The sequence below is a fragment of the Oceanobacter sp. 1_MG-2023 genome (assembly GCF_030689025.1).
GTDB lineage: Bacteria > Pseudomonadota > Gammaproteobacteria > Pseudomonadales > Oceanobacteraceae > Oceanobacter.
On sequence record NZ_JAUYWA010000033.1, the window covers coordinates 1 to 17,210 of the forward strand.

Below are 17,210 nucleotides of genomic sequence, written 5' to 3' on the forward strand. Positions count from 1 at the left end.
ACATTCAACGACGGCATTTCGCCCGTTGCAGCTGAGGAAAACTTTAAAATACTGTCCGGGATTAGTTGACCACTACAGTCCGCGTTTCACCAGCCCTACAAAAATGACCAAGAAGGCCGCCCAGTACGATCCAGCCATTTTGCTAAAAATCATCCTGTTTGCTTATTCCAAAGGCATCACTTCCAGCCGTGAGATTCCGTGGTGCTGTGAAATCAATATCCTCTGTATCGAAAGTGAGCGATTGTCAGACTTTTAATGACCTTTAAAAGGGAGCTGGGTAAACTTACGCAAAACTTATACAAGCGGCTGCTAAGGAGCGTTCATGTCATCCAATCAACCACCGTTCGGGGTGCTGTTGGTCAATCTTGGGACACCAGAGGCCCCAACCGCTGGGGCGGTGCGCAAGTATCTGGCGGAATTTCTGTGGGACCCTCGGGTGGTGGATGTTGCACGGCCATTGTGGTGGCTGATTTTACATGGCGTGATTTTGCGTATTCGTCCTGCCCGGGTAGCCAGGGCCTATGCTTCGGTCTGGCGTGAAGACGGTTCACCACTGATGCACTTTTCCCTGTTACAGCAGCAGGCATTAAAAGAAGCACTGAGCCAGCACTATGGCTGTGAGATTCCGGTTGCTCTTGCCATGACCTATGGCCAGCCGGATATGGAACAGGCTGGCAGAAGCCTGCGTCAGGATGGTGTCAGCAATATGCTGGTGCTGCCGCTTTATCCACAATATTCCTCATCCACAACGGCGGCGGTTTTTGATCGGTTGGCCAAAGGGTTAAAACGCTGCCCGCATCTGCCTGGCATGCGCTGGATCAATAGTTACTACAATCATCCTTTGTATATCCAGGCGCTGGCCCAGTCGGTGCGGGATTATTGGCAGGAACATGGGCGGGGCGACCGCTTGATGATGTCGTTTCACGGTATTCCGCAGCGTTATGAAGATAAGGGAGATCCTTATCCGGCACAGTGTCGGGAAACGGCTCACTTGCTGGCAGACGCATTAAAGCTGTCGCCAGAGCAATGGATCTGTTCTTTTCAGTCGCGCTTTGGTCGGGAAGAATGGGTCAAGCCTTACACTGACCATACGCTCAAGGCGTGGGGCGCAGAAAAGGCCGGACGGGTGGATATTATCAGTCCAGCCTTTGCCGTTGATTGTCTGGAAACCCTGGAAGAACTGGATGTTGAAAACCGTGAGTTGTATCTGGCGTCGGGTGGCAGCGATTTCCATTACATCCCTTGCCTGAACGATCGTGATGATCATATTCAGATGATGGTGGAGCTGGTCAGCAGTAACACCCAGGGCTGGCGCTGATTCCGGGGAACCGGGCTATAAACGGCTGGTTGACAGGGCGGCGGGCGTTGATGTCGGGCCGGAGGATAGACAAGCAATATCCATCCCGAGCGGGTTGTGTGGTGGTGTTGACGGGTGCCAATTATGCCCATGATTGCCTCTTCGCATGGGTTGATCAATTGTCATAAAAACATCTTTGACTTTGCTATAACGGCTTAATAATCTGCCTGACTACAGAGACGAAGCAGGCTGGTATATCACCTGCAAATGATGATGTGGGCCGTGCCGTGAAACGATGCGGAATAAACCATGGACAACCCTGTTGACTGGAATGACGTATGAATATCTATGTTGGCAACTTGCCTTACTCCACAACCCAGGATGAACTGCACGAGCTGTTTTCCCGCTTTGGCGAGGTAGAGCGGGCAACGGTAGTCATCGACCGTGAAACCAATCGCTCCAAAGGATTCGGTTTTGTCGAAATGGCCAGCAGCAGTGATGCCAGCAGCGCTATTGAAGCCTTGAATAACACCGATTTGAATGGTCGGGTTTTACGGGTGAACGAAGCCAAGCCCAGAGAGAATCGACCTCGTACACCACGGGCACCGCGGCCGAGCTGAGTCTCTGGCCAGCAGTGGGCTGCTGGTATCTCCATAACGAGACATTGCTTCCGGTTTTGTACGATAGAGGACGGTTTTTGTCCTCTCTGGTCATAGCCGCCGTTACCCTCTTGTGGAAGCATGATGGCACTCTTTCTGCCGGAACTGCATGCCATGACTTCTTCCTCCCCATCGACTAGCTCACCCTCTGCGCCGCGTGTGACCTGGGAGGTGAGTCAGCACATCGCCGTGGTGTATCTGAACCGGCCGGATAAACTGAACGGGCTGGATCGGCCCATGTTCCAACAGTTGATTCAGTGTGCCCGTGATATTCGTCGGGATCGTTCGATCCGGGTGGTGATATTGGCCGCCAGGGGCGATTCGTTTTGCGCCGGGCTGGATTTTTCGGCGGTCAGCAAGGACCGCTGGATGATTCCCAATCTGCTGCTGAAATGGCCCTGGAGCAAAACCAATCTGGCCCAGCAAATTGCCATGTGTTGGCGAGACTTACCGGTGCCCGTGATTGCGGTGGTGCACGGCAACTGTTTTGGTGGTGGCTTGCAGATGGCGCTGGCGGCTGACTTTCGTTTTGCCGATGTGCAAACCCGTTTTTCCATTATGGAAATGAAATGGGGGTTGATACCGGATATGAGTATTCTGACCAGCCTGACCAATCTCACACGTCAGGATATTGCCAAAGAACTGACCATGACTGGACGAGTGTTCGATGCTGCGGAAGCGCAGTCATATGGACTGGTAACGCAAGTGAGTGAGACGCCGATGGATGCCGCCATGGCCCTGGCCCAGAAGTTGGCCCAGCAGTCGCCGGACGCGATTGTGGCGACCAAGCGGCTGTTTAATCAAGGATGGAAGCGAGGCGAATGGTCGGCGTTACGACTGGAGCGTTGGCTGCAATACGGCTTGCTGGGGCGTAAAAACCAGCAAATAGCGATGAAAAATGGCCTGAATAAAGGCTCGAAAGAGCCACGACCCTTTGAGCCGCGGCGCTGAGATCAGTAGGACTGTGCTGCTTGATTACCGGCATGGCATGGCGGAGAGGTATCAGTCTTCGCCAATAAATCCACCGGTCTGATGGGCCCAGAGCTGGGCGTAAATCCCGCCCTGAGCCAGCAGTTGCTGATGAGACCCTTGTTCGACAATACGGCCTTGATCCATTACCAGCAGGCGATCCATGGCGGCAATGGTCGACAGCCGGTGGGCAATGGCGATCACTGTCTTGTTTTCCATCAGTTTGTAGAGGCTGGCCTGAATCGCCGCTTCGACTTCAGAATCCAGTGCCGAAGTTGCTTCGTCCATCATCAGGATCGGCGCATCTTTCAACAACACCCGGGCGATGGCGATCCGTTGGCGCTGGCCACCCGACAGTTTGACACCACGTTCACCGACCTGGGCATCAAACCCCTTGTTGCCATAAGGGTCGTGCAGGCCGTGAATAAAGTCGAGGGCTTCGGCTTTGCGGGCCGCTTCTATCATATCTGCTTCGCTGGCATCCGGGCGACCATACAGAATATTGTCACGCACGCTGCGGTGTAACAACGAGGTATCCTGAGTGATCATGCCGATATTGGCGCGCAGGCTGTCCTGGGTAACGTCGGCAATGTTCTGGCCGTCGATACGAATGGTGCCACTGTCGATATCGTAAAACCGTAACAACAGGTTGATCAGGGTGGACTTGCCCGCCCCTGAGCGGCCGACCAGACCAATTTTTTCACCTGGCTGGATGTGAATATCCAGATCACTGAAAATCTGCCGGTGGGTGTCGGAGTCGATGCCCTGATACCGGAAGTTGACCTTGTCCAGCGTGATTTCTCCATGTTGGACGGTCAGTGCCTGGGCGTCCGGTTTGTCCAGCACACTCAATGGTGTCGACAAGGTATTGATGCCATCGGAGACGGTGCCCAGGTTTTCAAACAGGGTGCCGACTTCCCACATAATCCACTGCGACATGCCGTTGATACGCAAGGCCAGGCTGACTGCAATGGCAATGGCGCCGACACTGATGGCGTGCTCCATCCAGAGCCAGATCGACAGGGCTGCTATGGTAAATACCAGCAAGTAGTTGATGGATTGCACGGCGACATTCAGACCGGTGCCGAGTCGCATTTGCTGGTGTACTGAGTCCATAAATCCAGTCATTGATTCACGGGCGTAGGCGGTTTCACGCTGGCTGTGGGAAAACAGTTTGACGGTCTGGATATTGGTGTAGCTGTCGACGATGCGGCCGGTCATTTGTGAGCGGGCATCGGCTTGTGCCGCCGAAACCCGTTTGAGTCGTGGTACAAAATAGATCTGGATCAGCACATAGGCCAGCAGCCAACCCAGCATCGGCAGTATCAGCCGCCAGTCGGCTGCCGCGACCATCACAATAATGGCGGTGAAATACACCAGGATATAGACCAGTACATCCAGCAGTTTCATGACGGTTTCGCGCACGGCGAGGGCCGATTGCATCACCTTGGTGGCGACACGTCCGGCAAAGTCATCCTGATAAAAAGCCAGACTCTGGCGCAACAGATAACGGTGTGCCAGCCAGCGAATTTTCATCGGGTAGTTGCCCATCAGGGTCTGGTGCACCAGCGCCGAATGCAGAAAGCTGGTTAATGGCATCAGCACCAGAATCACCAGCGCCATGCCGATCAGGCTGGCGTATTCTTCCTGCAAAAAGGTATCGGGATTTTTTTCCGATAACCAGTCAACCAGATTACCCATAAAGCCAAACAGGGATACCTCCAGAATCGCTGCCAGCGCCGTCAGCAATGACATGCAGACCAGTGGAATCTCAACTCCATGACTGTAATGGCGACAAAAGGCATACAGGCCTTTGGGGGGCTGTTCCGGTTGCTCTGGTGGGAAAGGGTTAACCAATCGTTCGAAAAAATTCAGCATAGGATAAAAGCTCGGACACTCGTCAGGCAGAGTGAATCAGGAAGGCGGGATTGGCCCAATGGCCTGATTCACGAAAGCCGCTACCTTAAACCAGAGACGTGACCTTGATAAGTCTGTTCGATGGATTGCCCTGTTCGAACAGACTGGCCATGCGTGTGGGTGCCGCACGGCGGACTGGGGTCAGTGACAGTATCCCAGCTGGATGGCTTGCTGTGTCAGCTCCTCACGGAACTTGGGATGGGCGATACCAATCAACGCTTTTACCCGTTGCGGGATCGACATGCCTTTCAGGCAGACATTGCCGTATTCGGTGACGATATAATGGGCATCCATCCGGGTATCGGTCACAGTGCCGCCGGTCAACTGCGGCACAATCCGGCTCAGGTTGTCGTGCTTGGCGGTGGAGTGCAGGGCGACAAACGAACGGCCACCTTTGGAACCGTAAGCCCCACGAACAAAGTCCAGCTGGCCGCCGGTGCCCGAGAACGGATGGCCAAGAATCTGCTCGGCGTTGATCTGGCCAGTGATATCCACCTCAATGGCGGAGTTGACCGAGACAATATTGGGGTTTTCCCGGATCACGCTGGGATTGTTTACCCAGGAAGCCGGAAAGCCCACGATCGACGGGTTATCGTCCATAAAATCAAACATCGCCCGATCGCCCAGTGCCAGAGTAAAGACGTGTTTGTGCTGCATGACACGCTTGAGGCGTCCATTCAGGGCACCACATTTGATCAGCTTGACCATGGCCGGAGAAAACAACTCCGAATGCAACCCCAGGTTCTGGTGGTGCTCCAGCATGGACAAGACCGCATTGGGTACACCACCAACGCCCATTTGCAGCGTGTCGCCGTTATCAATCCGCTCCGCGACCTGACGGGCAATGGCCCAGTCGACATCGGATGCGGCTGCGTCTGGCAGCTCGGTGAGTGGCACATCGGCTTCGATCAGCGCTTCAACTTCTGAAATATGCACCGAACATTCACCAAAGGTACGCGGCATATGGTGATTGACTTCGACAATCACCTTGCGGGCTTTGCGGATCACCGTGGCGCTGTAATCGGCGTTGGTGCCGAGGCTGAAATAGCCGTGTTTATCCATCGGCGACACTGTCACCATCAGACAATCCGGGCTGATGTTTTCGGTCAACATCCGACCTACCTGGTGAAACGACGAAGGGACAAACTCGATCCAGGGGTGGTCGGCATTGTTCTTGACAGCCAGACGGTCATAACTGCTCAGAAACAGGCAACGAGGTGTAAATTTACCCCGCATGGCAGGGGTCAGCAGTTGTTCTTGCAACGTTGCGGAGCCGTGCATGTAATAAATGTTAAGTGCAGGCAGGGCATCGTTTTTATAGGCATCCGCAATCGCCGTAATCAGCGCTGGTGGCATGGCGACTCCCATACCGAGAATCAGGTTGTGGCAATCACTCAGTCGCTCCGCAGCCTGTGATGGCGTCAGGCGTTTTTCCATATACAAATCATTCCAGCTCATAAGGCGTCCTTTGGGTTAAGCGGGTCAGGAGGAAATAGTAATCGATGGGTTTTATAGCATCATCTGCCACTGATACGGCAGTATTGAGACGATCTGGATCAAGGTTTGGGTGATTGCTTGCGGCTGCCGATGTTGATCATATTCTGTGATCGTAAAGAGAAAAAAATAGCGCTTTTACTTCTCGCAAATAACCCTATCTTTGCGCCTCCCAATCAGCACCCATGCTGACGGATCTTATTCGAGGAGACAACGAGCCAGATGCTCACTCAACCAGAAGATTACTACGACGCCGATACCTTTGCGCGCATCAAAGCCTTTGCCGATCAACAGGAAACCCCTTGCCTGGTGATTGATACACAGCTGTTTGCCCGGCAACTGGATTCCTTGCTGGACTGTTTTCCGTACGCCAAAACCTACTATGCCGTGAAAGCCAACCCGGCCCCGGAATTGCTGGCGATATTGCAGCAACGTGGTTGTAATTTTGATGTGGCATCACGGTACGAGCTGGACAAGGTGTTGGCATTGGGTGTGTCTGGTGATCGGGTGAGTTTTGGTAATACCATCAAAAAAGCGGCTGATATCCGCTACTTTTTTGACAAGGGTGTCACTCTGTTTGCTTCCGACAGCGAAGCCGATCTGCGTAATATTGCCCGTGCGGCTCCCGGTGCCCGGGTATTTATTCGTATTCTGACCGAGGGTGCCCAAACCGCCGATTGGCCGTTGTCGCGCAAATTTGGCTGTCAGACCGATATGGCGCTGGATCTGTGTATTCTGGCGCGTGATCTGGGGTTGGTGCCGTATGGTATTTCCTTCCATGTGGGTTCCCAGCAGCGTGAAATAGGTGTTTGGGACTCCGCCATCGCGAAAGTGAAATGGATCTTCGAACGACTGCAAGAAGAAGATGGCATCAAGCTGCAAATGATCAACCTGGGGGGCGGTTTTCCGGCCAACTATATTAGCCGCACCAACGATCTGGAAACCTACGCCGAAGAAATTACCCGCTATCTGCGAGAAGATTTTGGTGATGACTTCCCGGAAGTGATCCTGGAGCCGGGTCGTTCGCTGGCAGCCAATGCGGGGGTGTTGGTCAGTGAAGTGGTGCTGATCAGCCGCAAGACCCGATTTGGGTTACACCGATGGGTGTACACCGACATTGGTAAATTTGGTGGGTTTATTGAAACCATGGATGAAGCGATCAAGTACCCCCTGTATGTTGAGAAAAAAGGCGAAGCAGAAGAGTGCGTGATTGCCGGGCCAACCTGCGATAGCGCTGATATCTTGTATGAAGATTACAAATATCAACTGCCGCTGAATCTGGCGATGGGGGATCGTATGTACTGGTTTTCTACCGGGGCTTACACCACCACCTACAGCGCGGTGGAATTTAACGGCTTCCCGCCGTTACAGGCGTATTGCATCTGAATCTGACGGACAGCCACGGAGGGCGTTCCTATATCTGTGGCAATCCAGGAATAATGATTTTGTAATTTGATTGATGTCACGTAGGGACGGACCGGTTTTGTCCATGTCCATGAGGGCTCGTCCGTGTTTGTTGATGACTTATCTTTCAGTGACGTTCTTGCTCAGAATCATATTGAGAATAAAGCAAATCGGCGATGTCCTTGGCTGAAAGCTCTCCGAGTACCAAGTCTCTGATTGCGTCGGCCAGTAGATCGTTGTCCTGGTTGATTTCGAAATCATGTAACGATAAATATTCCAGAGCAATGGCCAGAGAAGTGCGTTTGTTCGCATCTGGCAAGGCATGGGAATTTGCGATGACTTCAGCATACAGGCCAGCAATTTCAAAGACGTCATCGAGACCGTTGTAGTGAATGGCTGTCTCTATTCTGCCTAATGCCCCCTGCAATTTTCCTGTATCTACCGGGCCTTTGTGTCCCGGTTCAGTTTGTAAAATACAGGTATTGACTTCTATCACCCGTTCGAACGGGATCAGAATAATCCCCATGGTTACATGTCAGCCAGTTTGGCGAAGGTTTTGGCGTGTTTTTTGAGTACTGAACGGGTTTCAGCTTGGATGATTTTCTTGCCTTCTTCACCACTCAGGTCGAGCTGGCGGTCGGCTTTGATTTTGGGGCGTTGAACTGGTTTCACACCGTAACGAGCAATTTTTTCGTTCATCACAATTACCTCATTAAGAACAATGAGTATGGAGCGGCAGTAAAAATGTGTCCAGAAATAACAAAGCTTGCATTGGCGTATTCAGAATGACGTAACGGTAGGGAGCGGCGCTGTCCATGTCCATCAGGGTTTCGTTTGTTACCGCAGGATAAAGCGCAGAATATAAGGACAGCCACGGAGGACGTCCCTATATCCGTGGCTGTTGCTTTGTATCAGTCTTCGTAATTTTCAATCGCCGGACAAGAACAAATCAGGTTGCGATCACCATACACATCATCTATCCGGCCAACAGACGGCCAGAATTTATGCGCGCCGAGCTGGTGGGTAGGGTACACCGCCTGTTCACGGCTGTAGGGGCGATCCCAGTCTCCAATCGTGACGATTTCGGCGGTGTGCGGGGCGTTTTTCAGCGGGTTGTTGTCGGCGTCGAGTTCGCCCCGTTGAATGGCGTCGATTTCAGCTTTAATGGCGATCATGGCATCGGCGAAGCGGTCGATTTCGGCCTTGGACTCGGATTCCGTCGGTTCGATCATAAAGGTACCAGCCACCGGGAATGACATGGTGGGGGCGTGGAAGCCGTAGTCCATCAGGCGTTTGGCGATATCGACTTCGGTGATGCCGCTGGCGGCCTTGATCGGGCGCAGGTCAACGATGCATTCATGGGCGACGCGGCCGTTCTGGCCGGAGTACAGAATCGGGTAGTGGTCACTCAGGCGCTGGGCGAGGTAGTTGGCTTTCAGCAGGGCGTTCTGGGTCGCCAGACGCAGGCCGTCACTGCCCATCAGGGTGATATACATCCAGCTGATAGGCAGGATGCTGGAGGAGCCATAAGGAGCGGAAGAAACCGCGCCATTACCTTGAGCAGCGTTGTCTATCGGCCGTACGGTATGGTTGGCCACAAAGGGTGCCAGTGCCGCGGTCACGCCAATCGGGCCCATGCCGGGGCCACCGCCACCGTGTGGAATGGCGAAGGTTTTATGCAGGTTCATATGGGTGACGTCAGCGCCGATAAAGGCGGGCTGGGTGATGCCGACCTGGGCGTTGAGGTTGGCGCCGTCCATGTAGACCATGCCGCCGTTGGCGTGGATCAGTGCGCAAATTTCCTTGACGCCCTGCTCGTAAATACCGTGGGTCGATGGATAGGTCAGCATCAGACAGGAGAGCTGGTCTTTTAGCTCTTCGGCTTTGGCTTTGAGATCGTCGAAGTCAACGTTGCCCTGGTCGTCGCAGTTGGTCACAACCACACGCATACCCGCCATTTGGGCGGAGGCGGGGTTGGTGCCGTGGGCAGAGCGTGGAATCAGGCAAACGTTACGATGCCCGTCGCCGCGGCTTTCGTGGTATTTGCGGATGGCCAGCAAGCCGGTGTATTCACCTTGGGCACCGGAGTTGGGCTGCATGCAGATGGCATCGAAGCCGGTAATGGCTTTGAGGTAGTCGTCCAGTTCGCCAATCATGGCTTCATAGCCCTGGGTTTGGGAAGCTGGCGCGAAAGGGTGGATATTGGCGAATTCTGGCCAGGTCACCGGGATCATTTCGGTGGTGGCGTTAAGCTTCATGGTGCAGGAGCCGAGGGTGATCATGCTGTGGTTCATGGCCAGATCCTTGGACTCCAGCCGCTTCAGGTAGCGCAGCATGTCGTGTTCGCTGTGGTACTGGTTGAAGGTCGGATGCGTCAGGAAGTCGCTGGTCCGGGTCAGCTCGGCCGGAATGGATGAGCGGCCTTGAGCGGCGCTGGCGACAATGTCGGCATCGAGGGCGTATACATCCAGGCCGTGATTTTGGTTGCCGAGAATAACGTCGAACAGCTGTTCGATGTCGGCAGCGCTGGTTTTTTCGCTGATGGTGACGCCGAGTGTATCGGCTGGCTGACCTGCACGGGTTAATCCCAGTGCGGCGTCGTCACGGAGGTTGAGTTGTGCGGCTTCGGCGCGGGCCAGTACGGCGGCGCGGTCGTTGACACGCAGGGTCAGAGTGTCGAACCAGCTGCTGCTGGCAAGCGTGACCCCAGCGGTTTGAGCGGCGTCTGAAGTCAGTCCGGCGGCAAGGATATCGGTTAGCCGATGGATACGGGCAGCGATGGTTTTCAGACCTTTGGGACCGTGATAAACCGCGTAGAACGACGACAGGTTAGCCAGTAAGACCTGGGCGGTACAGATATTGGAGTTGGCTTTTTCGCGGCGAATATGTTGCTCGCGGGTTTGCAAGGCCATACGTAATGCCGGTTTGCCCTGGGCATCAATAGAGACGCCAATAATCCGGCCAGGAATGGAGCGCTTGAAGGCATCACGGGTGGCAAAAAATGCTGCGTGTGGGCCACCAAAACCCATGGGTACACCAAAGTGCTGGGCGTTACCGAGAACAATGTCGGCTCCCATTTCGCCGGGAGCTTTTAGCGCCACCAATGCCATCAGGTCGGTGGCCACGGTGGCCATGGCGTGATTGGCATGCAGAGCATCGATGATGGTGGTGAAGTCACGCACGTCACCCTGTTTGCCGGGGTATTGGAACAGGGCACCAAAAACGTCGGCGCTGGCGGCATCGTCGGCGGGGCCAACCAGAATATCCCAGCCAAAGGCGGCGGCGCGGGTTTTGACTACGTCGATGGTCTGTGGCAGGCAGTTTTCATCAATAAAGAAGGTGTTGGATTTGTTTTTCTTGACCGAGCGTTTGGACATGGCCATGGCTTCGGCGGCGGCGGTGCCTTCATCCAGTAGGGAGGCGTTGGCCAGTTCCATGCCGGTCATATCGATGATCATTTGCTGGAAGTTCAGCAGCGCTTCGAGGCGACCCTGGGCTATTTCGGGCTGATAGGGGGTGTAGGCGGTGTACCAGCCTGGGTTTTCCAGCACGTTGCGCAGAATCACTGGCGGCATCAGGGTGTCGTGATAGCCCAGCCCGATGTAGCTTTTGAAGACCTTGTTCTGGGTGGCGAGACGGCGCAGGTAGTTCAGCGCTTCAAACTCTGTCTTGCTGGGGGCGATGTCCAGAAAGGGGGGGCGCAGAATGTCGGCCGGGACAATTTCAGCCGTAAGTGCATCAATGGAGTCGGCGTTTACAGCGGCGAGCATGGCGGCGGCTTCTGATTGATCCGGGCCGGTGCCGTTGGAGGCGATATGGCGACCGACAAAAGCGTCGTGTTGTTCCAGCTGTTGCAGTGACAGAGTTTGTGTCATTGAGAAGTTACCCTCAGTAAAAGCAAAGAACCCCTGAAGGGTCAGAGGTTCGTCTGGCGTGTCAGCCGGGTGTATAAGTCACGCTATGTGCTCATACATCCGATGCATACCTTGTATTTATGTGTCGATTGGCAGAGGCCGCAGGCGACCGATCGGTATGGATACAGCAAAACAGACTGTATCGATCGATCGTCATCTGGCGGTCTGAATCGGTATCCCGCAAGAGATGTTAATGGTGCAGCAGGGTCGCAAGCCCGCGTTACCCTGTTGCACCGGTTAATGCACTATCACAGCCACAGCTCAGCTTTCGCATGCGGCGGTGTAGGCCGCGGCGTCCATCAGGCCATCGAGGTCAGCGGCGTTGGCCAGTTCCATTTTGAAGAACCAGGCTTCACCGTATGGGTCTTCGTTGGCTTTTTCCGGCGCATCGACCAGGTCTTCGTTAACGGCGATGATTTTACCGGCCAGTGGTGCATAGATATCGGAGGCGGCCTTGACAGACTCGACCACTGCGCATTCGGCATCGGCATCGAATTCGGCATCCACTTCGGGTAATTCAACAAATACCACGTCACCCAGTGCTTCCTGGGCAAAGTCGGTAATGCCGATGGTCACCGTGCCGTCGGCTTCGATGCGCACCCATTCGTGAGAAGCGACGTATTTCAGATCTGAGGGTACATTGGCCATTGGTTTTCTCCAGGCTTCGGCATTGCCAGTGTGGCGCTAAAACGTGAGAGCCGATAACGGTTACTGGTGTAAACCGTGTCCGACTCGCCGTTTTGCCCGTCCATAAAAGGATAACGCGGGCGGTTGACCGTACTGTTGCAACGCCAGTGAGTGAGTTGTTAAAAAATCATCAGGTAGATAGTTTACTGCGTATTGTCGTCGGGAGAATTGCCTGGGGCAATGCTCCCGTCAGACGTTAGTCTTTATTCGCAGACTTTTTTGCCGTTACGTACAAAGGGCAGCTTAACGACTTTGGCGGGGACCTGCTTGCCTCGAATGTCTACCAGGCAATGATCGCCGGTGGCTTTCGGCACCCGGGCCATGGCGATGGAGCATTCCAGCGTTGGTGAGAAGGTACCGGAGGTTATTTCGCCTTCGCCCTGACCGTCTGCGCCAAGGTCGACAATCACTTTCTGGTGCGAACGCATAATGCCGCGACCTTCCAGTATCAGGCCAACCAGCTTGGTGGGTACGCCTGCGGCTTTTTCAGCTTCCAGCGCTGCCCGGCCAATAAAGTCGCGGCTGGCCGGTTCCCAGGCAACCGTCCAGGCCATATTGGCTTGCAGCGGGCTAACGGTTTCGCTCATGTCGTTGCCGTACAGGTTCATGCCGGCTTCCAGACGCAGGGTGTCACGGGCGCCCAGTCCACAAGGTTGGACATCGGCTTCCAGCAGCGATTGCCAGAAGGCGGCAATTTCGGCGTCGGGCACCATGATTTCGAGACCGTCTTCACCGGTATAACCGGTGCGGGCGTAAAACCATTCGGCCTGCCCCCGGCCCTGGAAGACTTTCAGGCCATCAATGGCGGTGGCTGCTTCCGGTTTGACCAGCTTGACCTTGGCGATGGCTTGTGGCCCCTGGATGGCGAGCATGGCCAGTTCCGGGCGTTCGGTAAGGCAGATATTGGAAAAACCATGCAGGTTTTTTTCCATCCACTCCAGATCCTTGGCGCGAGTAGCGGAGTTGACCACCAGACGATAACCGCTGTCGGCTTTATAGACGATCAGGTCGTCGATCACGCCGCCATCCTGATTCAACATGCCACTGTAGAGTGCCTTGCCTTTTTCCTGCAGGCGCGAGACATCGTTGGCCAGCAGTTTTTGCAGGTAATCGGTGGCGTCGGAGCCAGACAGATCAACAATAGTCATATGCGATACATCAAACATACCAGCGTGTTCGCGAACGGCCTTGTGTTCGACGATCTGGGAACCATAGTGAATCGGCATTTCCCACCCGGCGAAGTCTACCATCTTGGCATTGGCTTCCAGGTGTTTTGCATACAATGCAGTACGTTTGGCCATGGAGCGTCCTGTTGTCACATGTTGTGGGATTTACCCGCCAGTTACAGGTAATAAAGTACTGATCTGGTCGGTAAAAAATGGCCGGATAGTATACAGCCTTGCCACTGTACGCGCAGCAGTTGCACGGAGAATGTTGAGCGCCTGAAATCCGGTCGGGCAACAGAATTGGCTGGCGATTGGGGAAATACGGCTGCAAGAGCTGACTGAAAAGAGCGAACAATGAGAAAAAAAATTCCTTTTTATGCAGAAAAGGCAGGAGTTTTTTGACCTATTCGAATATCGGTTTATTAAAAATATTATAAAAATCAATAACTTATATTTTGGCCCGAATACTGCTTTGTCGGAGGATACAAATACAATAATGCCCGACATCGGAGAATACCGAATGAACACCTTCAAAAAGCTCACGCTTGTTTCCGCCCTGTCCCTGTCTTTTATTGCTCCTGAAGTAATGGCCGACACCACCTGGAATGTATCACTGTGGGGTAAACGACGCGCCTTTACTGAAAACGTAGAGAAACTGGCCGAACTGGTTGAGCAAAAAACCAATGGCGAGTTCAAAATGAATATTTCCTATGGCGGCTTGAGCAAGGCCAAGGAAAACCTCGATGGTATTTCATTCGGTGCATTCGAGATGGCGCAGTTCTGTGCGTTTTATCATGCCGGTAAAAACCCGACCATCACGGTGAACGAATTGCCGTTCTCGCAAGATGTCTCGCTGGCCCGCGTGGCTGAAATCTACACCAAGGTGTATCAACATCCCATCGTCAAGAAAGACATGGCCCGCTGGAACGCTACCTTGCTGATGCCAACACCGCTGCCGCAGTACAACCTGGTGGCGAAAGGCGATGTGCTGACCAAGCTGGAAGATTTTGACGGTCAACGGACCCGTGGTCCGGGTGGCGTACTGGAAGTGTTGACGCAATTTGGCGCGATCAAAACCGGTGTGCCGTTCAGTGAAGTGCGTCAGTCGATGGATTCCGGTGTGATTGATGCTGCCGCCTTTGCTCCCCACGCACACCTGGCGACCAATACCACCAATATCGGTACCTGGGCGACCACCAACCTGAACCTGGGTTCTGGTGATTGTCCGGTGGTTATGAATACCGAAGCCTTTGAAGACCTGAAACCTGCTTACCGCAAAGTCTTGCTGGAATCCGTGCCAGAAGCGATGGCGTATTACGTGGAAAACTACAACACCAATGCGGTTGCCGGTTACGAAAAAGCCTTGCAAGAGCACGAGGTAACCAAGGTGACCTTTACGCCAGCGCAAACGGCCATGCTGGATAAAGTCGCTGAGCTGGTACGTAAGGATTGGGTGCTGAAATACGAAAAACAATTCGATTCCCAAGCCTTGCTGGCATACACCACCGGTTTGTTCAAAGGCGAATAAGTACCTTTTGAAAGGGCCGGGTTCCCGGCTCTTTTCCCCTGATGATTTTTTTGCAAAGAGAGTCTGACCATGTCTGCAAGCGCGACCGTTCTGGTCGATCAATCTGTATTAAGCCGGGCTGACCAGCTTTATTATCGGCTGGAGTCTCTGCTGTCGTTATTGGGCGGCTGCGTCATTTTGATGCTGGTGTTTATGGCGGTGGCCAATATTCTGGGGCGCTGGTTTTTTGACCTGCCTGTGAGTGGTTACATCGACTGGGTAGAGCAGGGAATGGCCTTTATGGCGTTTCTGGGGCTGTCGTATACCCAGCGTGATGGTGGTCATATCCGAATGGATATTCTGATTGGTCAATTGAAGGGTCGCTGGTTGTGGGCGGTGGAGTTGTTCACCGTGCTGGTGATGCTGGTGTTAAGTGTATTGCTGATGTACGGCTCGTATAAACACTTTAACCGTGCATTTGTGAATGGTGATACCTCGTTTGATATTGGCCTGGTGACCTGGCCTTCCAAGCTGGTGGTGCCGATTGCTTTGGGGCTGTTGTGTTTGCGTCTGATTCTGCAAGCCTGGGGGTATAGCCGTGCGCTGATTTCCGGCTCTCCGAATCCGGTGGCCGTGCCTCTGGTTGAAAGCGCGGCGGTGGTTGCGGCTCGTGAAGCGGCAACAGTGGCTTCGGCTTCATTCGATATTGATGAAAATACAAACCCTGAACAAGGGAAGGACCGAGTATGAGTTTATGGGAAACCATGTCTGCCATGGACCCGATCTCGATCGGTCTTTGGGTAACTGGCGTTATGCTGTTGTGTGTCATCCTGGGGTTGCGGGTGGCATTTGCTGCTGCACTGGCTGGATTTCTGGGCTTGTTGTGGATTTTTTCGGCCCGTCTGGGGTTTGAAAAAGGTTTTGAAGTGGCCATTAAAATGGCCGGTACCATTCCGCATTCAAAGGTATCGTCACTGGCGCTGTCGTTGATTCCCACTTTTATTCTGATTGGTTTTCTGGCCTATCACGCCGGGCTGACCCGGGCGCTGTTTGATGCCGCGAAAAAATGGCTGGGCTGGTTGCCCGGCGGTATGGGGGTTGCCACGGTATTTTCGACCGCCGGTTTTGCGGCAGTGTCGGGTGCATCGGTAGCCACGTCGGCGGTATTTGCCCGTATTGCGGTACCGGAAATGCTCAAGCTGGGCTACGACAAACGCTTTGCGGCGGGTGTGGTTGCGGCGGGTGGAACGCTGGCATCGCTGATTCCACCGTCTTCTATCCTGGTGATTTACGCCATTATTGTGGAGCAGGATGTTGGTGCCTTGCTGATGGCCGGTTTTATTCCGGGCATGGTATCGGCGTTTATTTACGGCGGTCTGGTTATCTTGCTGGCGTTGACCAATAAAAAGCTGGGGCCACCGGTGACCGGCTTTACCTGGAAAGATCGTTTCGCCACGCTGCCGGGCGCATCACCGATTCTGTTTGTTGTCGGTATCATTGGTATCTGTGTTTACGGTGGTGTTGGTACACCGACTGAAGCCGGTGCTCTGGGTGCGTTTGTGATCTTGCTGATGGCCTTGCACAAAGGCATGAAGCTGAGCCAACTGAAAGATGCGCTGCTGGAATCTGCCAAGCTGACAGTCATGATCTTCACCATCATCTGGGGTGTCTTGCTGTACGTGCGCTTCCTCGGCTTTGCCGATTTGCCGTCGGCGTTCTCCGATTGGCTGGTCGGTCTTGACCAGAGCCCGATGCTGACCCTGGTGTTTATCCTGTGTGCTTATGCGGTGCTGGGGATGTTTATGGATGCTATCGGCATGCTGCTGCTGACCCTGCCGGTCGTGTATCCTGCGGTGATGGCGTTGAACGGTGGCCCTGATGTTGCGGCGGTGGATTCGGCCTTTGGTGTGTCCGGGGTAGGCTGCGCCATCTGGTTCGGTATCATTGTGGTGAAAATGGCGGAGCTGTGTCTGATTACGCCGCCGATTGGTCTTAACTGCTTTGTGGTGGCGGGGGTTCGTCCTGAGTGTTCGGTTCAGGATGTCTTCCGCGGCTGTACACCTTTCTTTGTGGCGGATGTCTTCACTATTATCGTGTTGATCGCTGCCCCCGGAATTGTGTTGTGGTTGCCGGGACTGATGGGCTACGCGTAAGCTGGCGGGCCTGCACTCCGGCAGCGGCAGCTGCCGGAGTTTG

At 54.0% G+C, this 17,210-nt stretch carries 14 protein-coding genes and 1 pseudogene; 8 read left to right on the forward strand and 7 right to left on the reverse strand.

The genetic code is table 11. From position 1 onward, the window contains the following. The 4 genes and pseudogenes from Q8W22_RS15515 to Q8W22_RS15530 form a co-directional block, all read left to right on the forward strand. A pseudogene (locus tag Q8W22_RS15515) lies at positions 1–256 on the forward strand (hypothetical protein); the annotation flags it as partial. Positions 257–322: 66 nt separating this feature from the next. Then, on the forward strand, positions 323–1,318 hold the full coding sequence (gene hemH, locus Q8W22_RS15520; RefSeq protein ID WP_305452974.1) for a ferrochelatase: 996 nt from the start codon (positions 323–325) through the stop codon (positions 1,316–1,318). Between the two features lie 317 nt (positions 1,319–1,635). Beyond that, a complete protein-coding gene (locus tag Q8W22_RS15525; protein ID WP_303432978.1) occupies positions 1,636–1,917 on the forward strand; it encodes an RNA-binding protein in 282 nt (93 codons plus the stop codon). Between the two features lie 123 nt (positions 1,918–2,040). Then, the gene (locus Q8W22_RS15530) at positions 2,041–2,907 is read left to right on the forward strand and encodes a crotonase/enoyl-CoA hydratase family protein (protein WP_305452976.1); all 867 of its coding nucleotides are present in this window, start codon (positions 2,041–2,043) and stop codon (positions 2,905–2,907) included. A gap of 51 nt (positions 2,908–2,958) precedes the next feature. Here the strand turns inward: Q8W22_RS15530 and Q8W22_RS15535 are convergent, their stop codons facing one another. Both Q8W22_RS15535 and Q8W22_RS15540 read right to left on the reverse strand, forming a co-directional pair. Beyond that, positions 2,959–4,803 carry an ABC transporter ATP-binding protein gene (locus Q8W22_RS15535; RefSeq protein ID WP_305452978.1) on the reverse strand — a complete coding sequence of 615 codons (1,845 nt, stop codon included), beginning with the start codon at positions 4,801–4,803 and terminating at the stop codon, positions 2,959–2,961. Positions 4,804–4,983: 180 nt separating this feature from the next. Then, positions 4,984–6,300, reverse strand: a complete 1,317-nt coding sequence (locus Q8W22_RS15540; RefSeq protein WP_303432975.1) for an acetyl-CoA hydrolase/transferase family protein — start codon at positions 6,298–6,300, stop codon at positions 4,984–4,986. A gap of 258 nt (positions 6,301–6,558) precedes the next feature. Between Q8W22_RS15540 and Q8W22_RS15545 the strand changes: the two genes are divergently transcribed. Beyond that, positions 6,559–7,722, forward strand: coding sequence for a type III PLP-dependent enzyme (locus Q8W22_RS15545; RefSeq protein WP_303432974.1), 1,164 nt, complete (start codon positions 6,559–6,561; stop codon positions 7,720–7,722). Between the two features lie 145 nt (positions 7,723–7,867). Here the strand turns inward: Q8W22_RS15545 and Q8W22_RS15550 are convergent, their stop codons facing one another. The 5 genes from Q8W22_RS15550 to gcvT form a co-directional block, all read right to left on the reverse strand. Continuing rightward, positions 7,868–8,266, reverse strand: a complete 399-nt coding sequence (locus Q8W22_RS15550; protein ID WP_305452981.1) for a type II toxin-antitoxin system death-on-curing family toxin — start codon at positions 8,264–8,266, stop codon at positions 7,868–7,870. Positions 8,267–8,268: 2 nt separating this feature from the next. Beyond that, complete coding sequence (locus tag Q8W22_RS15555; RefSeq protein WP_305413859.1) at positions 8,269–8,439, reverse strand: acetyltransferase; 171 nt, start codon at positions 8,437–8,439, stop codon at positions 8,269–8,271. 212 nt (positions 8,440–8,651) lie between these two features. After that, positions 8,652–11,615 (reverse strand): aminomethyl-transferring glycine dehydrogenase, encoded by a 2,964-nt coding sequence (gcvP, locus tag Q8W22_RS15560; RefSeq protein ID WP_305452984.1) that lies wholly within the window; start codon positions 11,613–11,615, stop codon positions 8,652–8,654. 300 nt (positions 11,616–11,915) lie between these two features. Further along, positions 11,916–12,302: a glycine cleavage system protein GcvH gene (gene gcvH, locus Q8W22_RS15565; RefSeq protein WP_303432970.1), complete on the reverse strand. Its 387-nt coding sequence runs from the start codon at positions 12,300–12,302 to the stop codon at positions 11,916–11,918. 242 nt (positions 12,303–12,544) lie between these two features. After that, complete coding sequence (gene gcvT, locus Q8W22_RS15570) at positions 12,545–13,642, reverse strand: glycine cleavage system aminomethyltransferase GcvT (RefSeq protein WP_303432968.1); 1,098 nt, start codon at positions 13,640–13,642, stop codon at positions 12,545–12,547. A 385-nt stretch (positions 13,643–14,027) separates the two neighbouring features. Between gcvT and dctP the strand changes: the two genes are divergently transcribed. The 3 genes from dctP to Q8W22_RS15585 all read left to right on the forward strand — a co-directional run bounded on the left by dctP (position 14,028) and on the right by Q8W22_RS15585 (position 17,167). Then, entirely contained in the window at positions 14,028–15,035 is a 1,008-nt protein-coding gene (gene dctP / locus Q8W22_RS15575) for a TRAP transporter substrate-binding protein DctP (RefSeq protein WP_303432967.1), read from the forward strand. Positions 15,036–15,104: 69 nt separating this feature from the next. Continuing rightward, positions 15,105–15,764, forward strand: coding sequence for a TRAP transporter small permease subunit (locus Q8W22_RS15580; RefSeq protein WP_303432966.1), 660 nt, complete (start codon positions 15,105–15,107; stop codon positions 15,762–15,764). Then, a complete protein-coding gene (locus Q8W22_RS15585; protein ID WP_303432964.1) occupies positions 15,761–17,167 on the forward strand; it encodes a TRAP transporter large permease in 1,407 nt (468 codons plus the stop codon). Before Q8W22_RS15580 ends, Q8W22_RS15585 begins: the two co-directional genes overlap by 4 nt. The last annotated feature ends 43 nt before the right edge of the window (positions 17,168–17,210 follow it).

What these genes read in the sequence shown, in the direction of transcription:
- gcvH (WP_303432970.1), bottom strand. Translation starts at nt 12,302, where the DNA reads ATGGCCAATGTACCCTCAGATCTGAAATACGTCGCTTCTCACGAATGG.
- hemH (WP_305452974.1), top strand. Translation starts at nt 323, where the DNA reads ATGTCATCCAATCAACCACCGTTCGGGGTGCTGTTGGTCAATCTTGGG.
- Q8W22_RS15535 (WP_305452978.1), bottom strand. Translation starts at nt 4,803, where the DNA reads ATGCTGAATTTTTTCGAACGATTGGTTAACCCTTTCCCACCAGAGCAA.
- Q8W22_RS15525 (WP_303432978.1), top strand. Translation starts at nt 1,636, where the DNA reads ATGAATATCTATGTTGGCAACTTGCCTTACTCCACAACCCAGGATGAA.
- gcvP (WP_305452984.1), bottom strand. Translation starts at nt 11,615, where the DNA reads ATGACACAAACTCTGTCACTGCAACAGCTGGAACAACACGACGCTTTT.
- Q8W22_RS15580 (WP_303432966.1), top strand. Translation starts at nt 15,105, where the DNA reads ATGTCTGCAAGCGCGACCGTTCTGGTCGATCAATCTGTATTAAGCCGG.
- Q8W22_RS15555 (WP_305413859.1), bottom strand. Translation starts at nt 8,439, where the DNA reads ATGAACGAAAAAATTGCTCGTTACGGTGTGAAACCAGTTCAACGCCCC.
- Q8W22_RS15550 (WP_305452981.1), bottom strand. Translation starts at nt 8,266, where the DNA reads ATGGGGATTATTCTGATCCCGTTCGAACGGGTGATAGAAGTCAATACC.
- Q8W22_RS15540 (WP_303432975.1), bottom strand. Translation starts at nt 6,300, where the DNA reads ATGAGCTGGAATGATTTGTATATGGAAAAACGCCTGACGCCATCACAG.
- Q8W22_RS15545 (WP_303432974.1), top strand. Translation starts at nt 6,559, where the DNA reads ATGCTCACTCAACCAGAAGATTACTACGACGCCGATACCTTTGCGCGC.
- Q8W22_RS15585 (WP_303432964.1), top strand. Translation starts at nt 15,761, where the DNA reads ATGAGTTTATGGGAAACCATGTCTGCCATGGACCCGATCTCGATCGGT.
- dctP (WP_303432967.1), top strand. Translation starts at nt 14,028, where the DNA reads ATGAACACCTTCAAAAAGCTCACGCTTGTTTCCGCCCTGTCCCTGTCT.
- Q8W22_RS15530 (WP_305452976.1), top strand. Translation starts at nt 2,041, where the DNA reads ATGGCACTCTTTCTGCCGGAACTGCATGCCATGACTTCTTCCTCCCCA.
- gcvT (WP_303432968.1), bottom strand. Translation starts at nt 13,642, where the DNA reads ATGGCCAAACGTACTGCATTGTATGCAAAACACCTGGAAGCCAATGCC.